We start from the raw sequence: 6,771 nt of genomic DNA on the forward strand, positions 1-6,771 counted from the left end.
AGTTACATTGTTTGGTTCTAAATAATTATCCGGTGAAGGATGTTTTAAAGTGATGCAGCGCTGACAAAACGGGCAGGAGTGGCTTTGGCAGGCGCATTACTTTCCTGTTGCTCCTCCACTAACTCCCAAAATTTTTCTGCCCGGGCTTTCCAGGTGTTCAATTGTGCCGTTTGCATACGATCCTGCTTTTTATCGGCATCGTCGGTGGCAATAGCTTCTGATATTTTGTTTACAAATTCCTGCTCCGTTTGGGCAATGTACACCACATCTTTAAAATCGATGATATCGTCGGAAAAGGCGGTGGATACAACTGGTTTTCCTGCTGCCAGGTATTCGTTAACTTTTAGCGGGTAAATGCTTTTGGTTAAGGTGCTGTACTCAAAAGGAATAATAGTGCAATCGCTGTATTGCAGGTAAGCTGGTAAATCGGCAATGTTTTTTGGTCCTACAAACAGCACGTTCTGCAGTTTATCTAAACCAGTTGTTACATAGTCGTGGTTACTGACAGGGCCTACCATGAGCAACACTTTGTCGGGGTGCTGCAGTGCGATGGCTTTAAGTAACTGGTAGTTTATTCTGGTGCCAATGTTGCCGGTGTAGCAGATTATTTTCTGTGTAATGCCTTTCAGTTCCTCCGGCCTGGCAAGTTTTGTTTCTGCGGCTTTTCTAAATAAACCCGTATCGGCGGCATTAGGTAAAAAACGCACATTGTCGGAGTAACTGCCAAGGAGCCGGGTCAGTTCTTTAGACGTAGCGAGTGCCATATCGGCCTTCTTTACCGCTTCTTTCTCCAGTCGCACACCATGTTTGGCAATGTAAGGCTCCTGGCTAATATCGTCTACGGTATAGTAAATGGTTAAGTCAGGCTGAATATCGGCAGGAATGTTTCGTAAATAATACGGTACAAAAATATTGATAAACAGGTACTTCTTTATCTGGTGATCTTTGATAACAGTTCTTAAAGTAGCACCTAAAATTCTGTCGTTCAGGCCAGACAGTGCATCGTATAGCTTTCCTGCCGATAGCCAGTTTATGGGTAAGGTAAGTTTAGGCGTTACCACCGTAAAGTTAGTTGTAGTGCCGTTGGTGTGGCGGTACATGTTTTCGCCAAACAGTAATGCCTGCTTTCGGTCTTTTATCTTTTGCCCTGCCGAGTATTGCGTAACAAAATCTTTAGCCGAAAAAGGATGCTCTATAAAAAACACTCTGTTATTTTTAGCGAGTTCTTTAGCCAACGAAAGCGCCGAAGATGAATAAGCATCATCTACGCGCGCTGTCGAGAGTATAACTATATCGTAATCTGCTTTATCCATAAATCTTGTATTCAAGCATTTTAAAAAGCCACTGGCTACTTTACAGTGCCGGGCGCTTATGTTATTAATAATATTGCTGCATGTAGTTTAGAATGTCTTGCTGGTTTTTAGCATGCAGAATTCTCGCTCCGGATAAAGCCGGGAAAATGGTAGTGTACTCGTTAAAAACTTCCTCCATGCCGTTGTTGGAGAGTATAATGTTCGTGCCCCCAAAGTAACTTGCCAGAGCCGCGGTGCCACCGTGCATCGACAGGAAGTGGTTTGAATTGGCATATACCATGAGCTGCAGGTGGTTAAAGCTGTTTACCTCTGCCTTATGTTGCTCATACAAGTCTTTTAATAAAATTACCTCCGGGTGGTTCTCTTTCAGCCACTCGTGCTCGCCCAAGTCCAGAATCTCACTATTGTCTATCGTAATCTGGTTCGAGAGTGGCCTGTTGTAGATAATCTGGTATTTATGTTTATAGGTATCTATAATCTTGCTCAGCGTCGGAATATCCAGGAAGTTAATGGGCGCCTGGTCCCACTCTATGTTGTATTTGTTGGCAATAATTAAAATAGGTTTTTCAAACACAAACAGGTTGTTGGTATACTGTTTTTTTAGCGGCACAGCAGCCCACTTCTTAAAGCTTTTCGAGATGCTATGCGTCATGTTCGGAATGTCGTAGTTGTTGAACATGAAGGTGGCATCTCGTTCGGCGTATTTTTCGGTGTGGTTCTCACTGAAAAAATAGAACTCTTTGGTATTGGTGCTGGAGGTGGTGCTTTTTAAGGTGCCGTTTAAAAAATGCCAGTAGGCAAAGGGCAGCACATAGGTAATTTCTACCTGAAACTCGCCTTCCCAGTTAATTTCCTTATACTTTTTTTTGCTGTGGTAATCTTTTAGGTAAAACTGGGCCTGGTTCAGTCTGCTGTAGTAGTTATCTCTTATAAAATAAAGATAAGCAGGTTTCATGTTTGGGTAGCGCAAGCGAACCATGGCTGTGCATAACTTTAAAACCATTTTTTTCATAAACCAAATCGAATAAGCTAATCTACTAACTATTTATCTTGCCGGGGGTTTTTAGTCAAAACTAGTATCAAACCCTTTAAAGTGACTGTTTCAGGTTTTTAAGATCAGACAAAGAGTATTTATAAATAAGCGTGAGCGCCAGATAAGTAACACCGCCAATACCGATCTGCACCAGTGTGTTGTACAAACCAGAGAACCCAACCAGCGATTTATACATGTAAATGAGTACCACCATAGAAACACAGAACATGGCGATTTTGGATATATTAAGAAAGAATGGCTTAAAGAAATTCCCGATAAGTGAATTTACAATAAAGAAGTTGATGATGGTGTGAATAATAGTGGCGATCAGGTAAGAGCAGGCAATACCTGTTACTCCCCAATAGTTCCCGAGCAAAAACACCAATGGTATTTTTACAAATAAGATAAAGATGTTCAGCTTAAATAAAAGCTGCGGTTTGTCTTTTGTGAACACCAAGGTATACAGGGGGTGCCCCAGGCAGGACAGCATACTTACAAATACAAAAATTCTGATCAGCGGGAAAGTCGATTCCCAGCCCTCGCCATAAATAAGCGGTACTACACCATCTACTGTTAAAAACAAGCCTACCAATAACGGGAAGTTTACAAAGCTGATCAGGTCGAGGATTTTTAAATAGGTGTTTCGGAGCTCTGTTGGCTGTTCTTTAAATTTGGCGATTACAGGGTAAGCTATCTGTAAAATAATCGGGTTCAGTTTCTGTATAGGGAAAACTGCTAATTGCAGGGCAATGGTATAATAACCCAGTGCCTGCACTCCCAACATAGAGCTTACTAAAAAATTATCGGCGTTACCTTGCACATAACCCACTACGCCATCGCCTACGTTTATAATGCCAAACCGGATATGGTCTTTAATCTCGTTCAGTTTAAAATGCAGCACCGGAAAGAACAGGCGAATTCCAAACAAGATCTGCAGCAGGGTTTTTACACTTACCATTACAAGGTTACCAATAATAAGAGATAACTCCTCAAAACCCATGTAGGCGAGTGTTATGGCCACAGTAGTACCTACCACACCCCCTATAATATCGATCAGGGCTACCGACTTAAAGCGCAATTCCTTTTGCAGCAGGAACAAGTAAATCTGCCCGAAGTAAATAATAACAAAGCTTAAAGAAGATAGCCTGATGACATTTACAAGCTTGGGCTCGTTGTAGTAAGCGGCTACTAACGTGGAGCTAAAGAAAACTAATACACCTATTATGCCGCCTAAACACAGGTTTAAGTAGTAAATGGTAGAAAGTAATTTTTTGTCGTTTTCCTGTTTTGAAATAATAGAGTTCGAGAAGCCCAGATTCGAGAATATAGAAAAGAAACCAATAAGCATGGTGCAGATGCCAACTAAGCCGAATGCTGCCGGCTCGAGGAGCCTAGCTAAAATGGCAACCTGCCCAAACTGCAGTACGGTTGTAATAGCTGTAGAAGTCGTAATCCATTTGCCTCCTTTTATTGCCTTATCCTTAATACTCATGACTATGTTGTAAAATGTAAGCTGTGAACACCATTCACGTTTTTTGGTAAGAAAAAAGTTTGTTAGTAGGTGGGAGCGGTGAGCACTTCTGCGGCAGCGTTTAAAAAACGTGCCTTGTTGCGGGTACTGTCAATGACTGAAATGGAAAAAAGTACCCATTACTTGGAGAACAGGATGTCGTAGTTATACTTCACCTGCCGGTACAAGTCCCTGATCAGCGCTATGGCCATGTTGGAGTTCTGGGTCCAGGAACTGCGGGTCATGGTACTGGGTTCTTCCGATGAGTTTTTCTGTAAAAATAAGTTTTGGAAGTCGTTATAAAATAAGCCTTTGCCTTTCTTTTGTATAAAAGAAACACACATTTTATATTCTGTTTTGTCTCCTTTTATACCCTCTGCGTAATTACCGAATTTTTGCAGAAAGGAGCTTCTTCTTAAATGAGGATGATCGGTATACGCATAAATCTTTTTGTAATTTGTATACCAGGGCTTGCATAATTTTTCGGAGAACCCGTGTTTGTATGGCTTTAAATACGGGTACCGGATGTAGGCATAAAACGTGATAAGGTCCCAGCGACTCTCCGTTTCCATCATATCCAGCGCATCCTGAAAGCGGCCTGTGAACTCAGGTGTAGGCACAAAGTCTTCCTGTACATACAAAGTGTAAGGTGTTTTAACGGCTGCCTGCCCTTTGTTAATGTTATGCCCAAGGCCCCGGTTTTCCGGAGAAGTTAAAAGCCTGAACGAGAATTCCTTTTTAAGTGCCCGCAGGTTCCGCACATGCTCCGGCTTGCTGCCATCATCAGAAACTACAATATCTCCGAATATGCAGTTATAGTCCCGGAACGTTTGCAGTAGCCGTTCCAGCGAACTGCTTCTGTTGTAATGGGTAATAAGTAGCGTGGTATTCTCGAAATAATGGTGTAAGCCGGGAGCAGCCATATTAACTGGTAAATTTAAATAGTGGGTGATAAAACGGTTTTTGCTTAGTGTTATGGAAAGCGGCTTCCTGAATTATTTAAATGAAAAAGGCCTTCCAAAGCATACTAACAGCTTTTGGGGTCAAGGGTAGCCTGCCAAGCAGATAAGACCTGTTATTTAGCTTTTATTGAATTTAGGGTCGTTAGGATCGTAAAAAGGTACTTCGCTGCTGAAGTTTCCTGTCAGTCTGTTCAGTTCCTTTTTAATTCTCTCAACGGTGGCCTCGGCAAAGCTACCACTGCGCTGCAAGGTGCGGGTGCCGGTCCAGGCGCGGGCTTTAGTGGCTTTAACCTGCTTTATTTTGCCGTAAGCCATCAGGTCCAGGCACAGTTTACCATCGTCGCCCCAGAACTTCGTTTTAATAAAGCCTACTTTTAAGCCATACTCCTTTACATAACCCATGCTAATGCCATAGGCATTAAAGTAAGGCCGGTGTATATGCCTGAACTCCGCAATAACATCTTTCATTTTTTCGAAGATAGCAAGTTGCCACCTCGGAAAACCTGGTTCGCTGATAAACGAATACCTGCCGTACACACAAACTACGCCGGGCTGTTGCAATACCTTCAGCATTTCGTTTATCCAGTGCTCTGAGTAAAAGCAGTCGGCATCGCCTAGCAATACGTATTTTCCTTTGGCGTTTTCCTGGCCTAATTGCCGGGCCGGGCCACAACCCTGTCTTGTTTCGAAGAGCGAACGCACATGTAGCTTATTCAGCGTTTCCTGTGTCCGGTCTTTCGAGTTATTATTAACTACTATAATTTCAAAAGGGATTGTAGTCTTCATGCGGGAGAGCGAAGCGATACACCTCAGAACATTAACTTCCTCATTAAAGGCAGCTATAATAATAGATACTACCGGATCTTTGCTCAGTACAGTGTCTAAATTTCTGTTAACCTCTTCAAATATCTCTTCAGGTACTTGATCTAGCCTTTCGTAAGGGAAGTTAAAGTTGTTAAGCCAGGTAGGGTTTTGCAAAAGGTACTTCATAAAGAGATAATTTGTATCCTGTGTATTTAAATTAGTACGATTAGCCTAATTTTAACTAAAAGTAATAAAATTAATTATGAAACTAATGAGTTATACCACATAATATTTGTGGATAACTTTTTTATTTAATTGCTTCTAAAAATACCTGAAAACAGGGATATGAAAAGTTGGTTAACTTGCTGACAGTCTGGGACTTAATAGGCTGTTGAAATATTGTGCTTAAATTTTGGAAAAAGCGGGAGATTTAATTTAGATCCCATAAATATTTTTTTTGCTTTGTTCTGGATCTTCCTGTATAGTCTTTTATAATTGCTGATAGGTTTAAAACCGCTCCAGGCGGTCATGTTTAAATATTTAAAAAACTCTTCCTGGTAGCTTTTCTTAGAGTTATACGATTTAAAAATCGGCTTTATATCCAAAAAGTGGATAATATAGGGTGTCTCATAATCAAAGGCGGCAAAGCAGTTCCAGTTGCTATCTAGTTCAAACCACTGGTTATACATAGCCACATTCAGTCCATACTGGTCAGCATAGTTTACGTGGGCCATATTATCATTCATGCACCTAATCACTTTGTTAGATATGCCAGCCTCTATCCACTTTTTTGTGTTTATCAAGAGCAGTCCTGAGTTAAAGTATTTTGTATCTGCAGGTATTCCGAGTGCTTTGTAATTGGGTATTCCACCCCATTCACAGCTTACTACTTTCTGGTGGTCTTGTACAGCTGCAAATATATTATTACCAATGTCGGTGTGCCATAGCTTCGAAATATCTTCAAGTACAATCATGTCCACATCCATATAAATCACTTTAGACTCGCTAGCAGGAATTAGAAAGGGCGCGAAAAGGCGCATATATGCTGTTAGCGGAAAAGCCGTATGATCTACAGGAAGTTTGGTAGTTGCCGGTATCACATTCTGAGATAATACCCAGTTCAGGCTGGTAACCTGTGGATTAATAGAG

Annotated in this window: 6 protein-coding genes; all 6 read right to left on the reverse strand. The window is 41.4% G+C overall.

Annotated features, from left to right (window positions below; translation table 11 throughout):
• Positions 1-44: 44 nt before the first annotated feature.
• Positions 45-1,313, reverse strand: coding sequence for a glycosyltransferase (locus FVR03_RS02320; protein ID WP_147920147.1), 1,269 nt, complete (start codon positions 1,311-1,313; stop codon positions 45-47).
• 64 nt (positions 1,314-1,377) lie between these two features.
• On the reverse strand, positions 1,378-2,268 hold the full coding sequence (locus tag FVR03_RS02325) for a hypothetical protein (protein ID WP_255474027.1): 891 nt from the start codon (positions 2,266-2,268) through the stop codon (positions 1,378-1,380).
• 133 nt (positions 2,269-2,401) lie between these two features.
• A complete protein-coding gene (locus FVR03_RS02330) occupies positions 2,402-3,838 on the reverse strand; it encodes an MOP flippase family protein (protein ID WP_147920149.1) in 1,437 nt (478 codons plus the stop codon).
• 158 nt (positions 3,839-3,996) lie between these two features.
• Positions 3,997-4,779, reverse strand: coding sequence for a glycosyltransferase family 2 protein (locus FVR03_RS02335; RefSeq protein ID WP_147920150.1), 783 nt, complete (start codon positions 4,777-4,779; stop codon positions 3,997-3,999).
• Positions 4,780-4,935: 156 nt separating this feature from the next.
• Positions 4,936-5,808, reverse strand: a complete 873-nt coding sequence (locus tag FVR03_RS02340; protein ID WP_147920151.1) for a glycosyltransferase family 2 protein — start codon at positions 5,806-5,808, stop codon at positions 4,936-4,938.
• A gap of 194 nt (positions 5,809-6,002) precedes the next feature.
• The coding region (locus FVR03_RS02345; RefSeq protein WP_147920152.1) for a glycosyltransferase family 8 protein at positions 6,003-6,771 on the reverse strand (769 nt) is incomplete at its 5' end.

Origin of the sequence: Pontibacter qinzhouensis (assembly GCF_008017455.1) — a bacterium.
Lineage (GTDB): Bacteria > Bacteroidota > Bacteroidia > Cytophagales > Hymenobacteraceae > Pontibacter > Pontibacter qinzhouensis.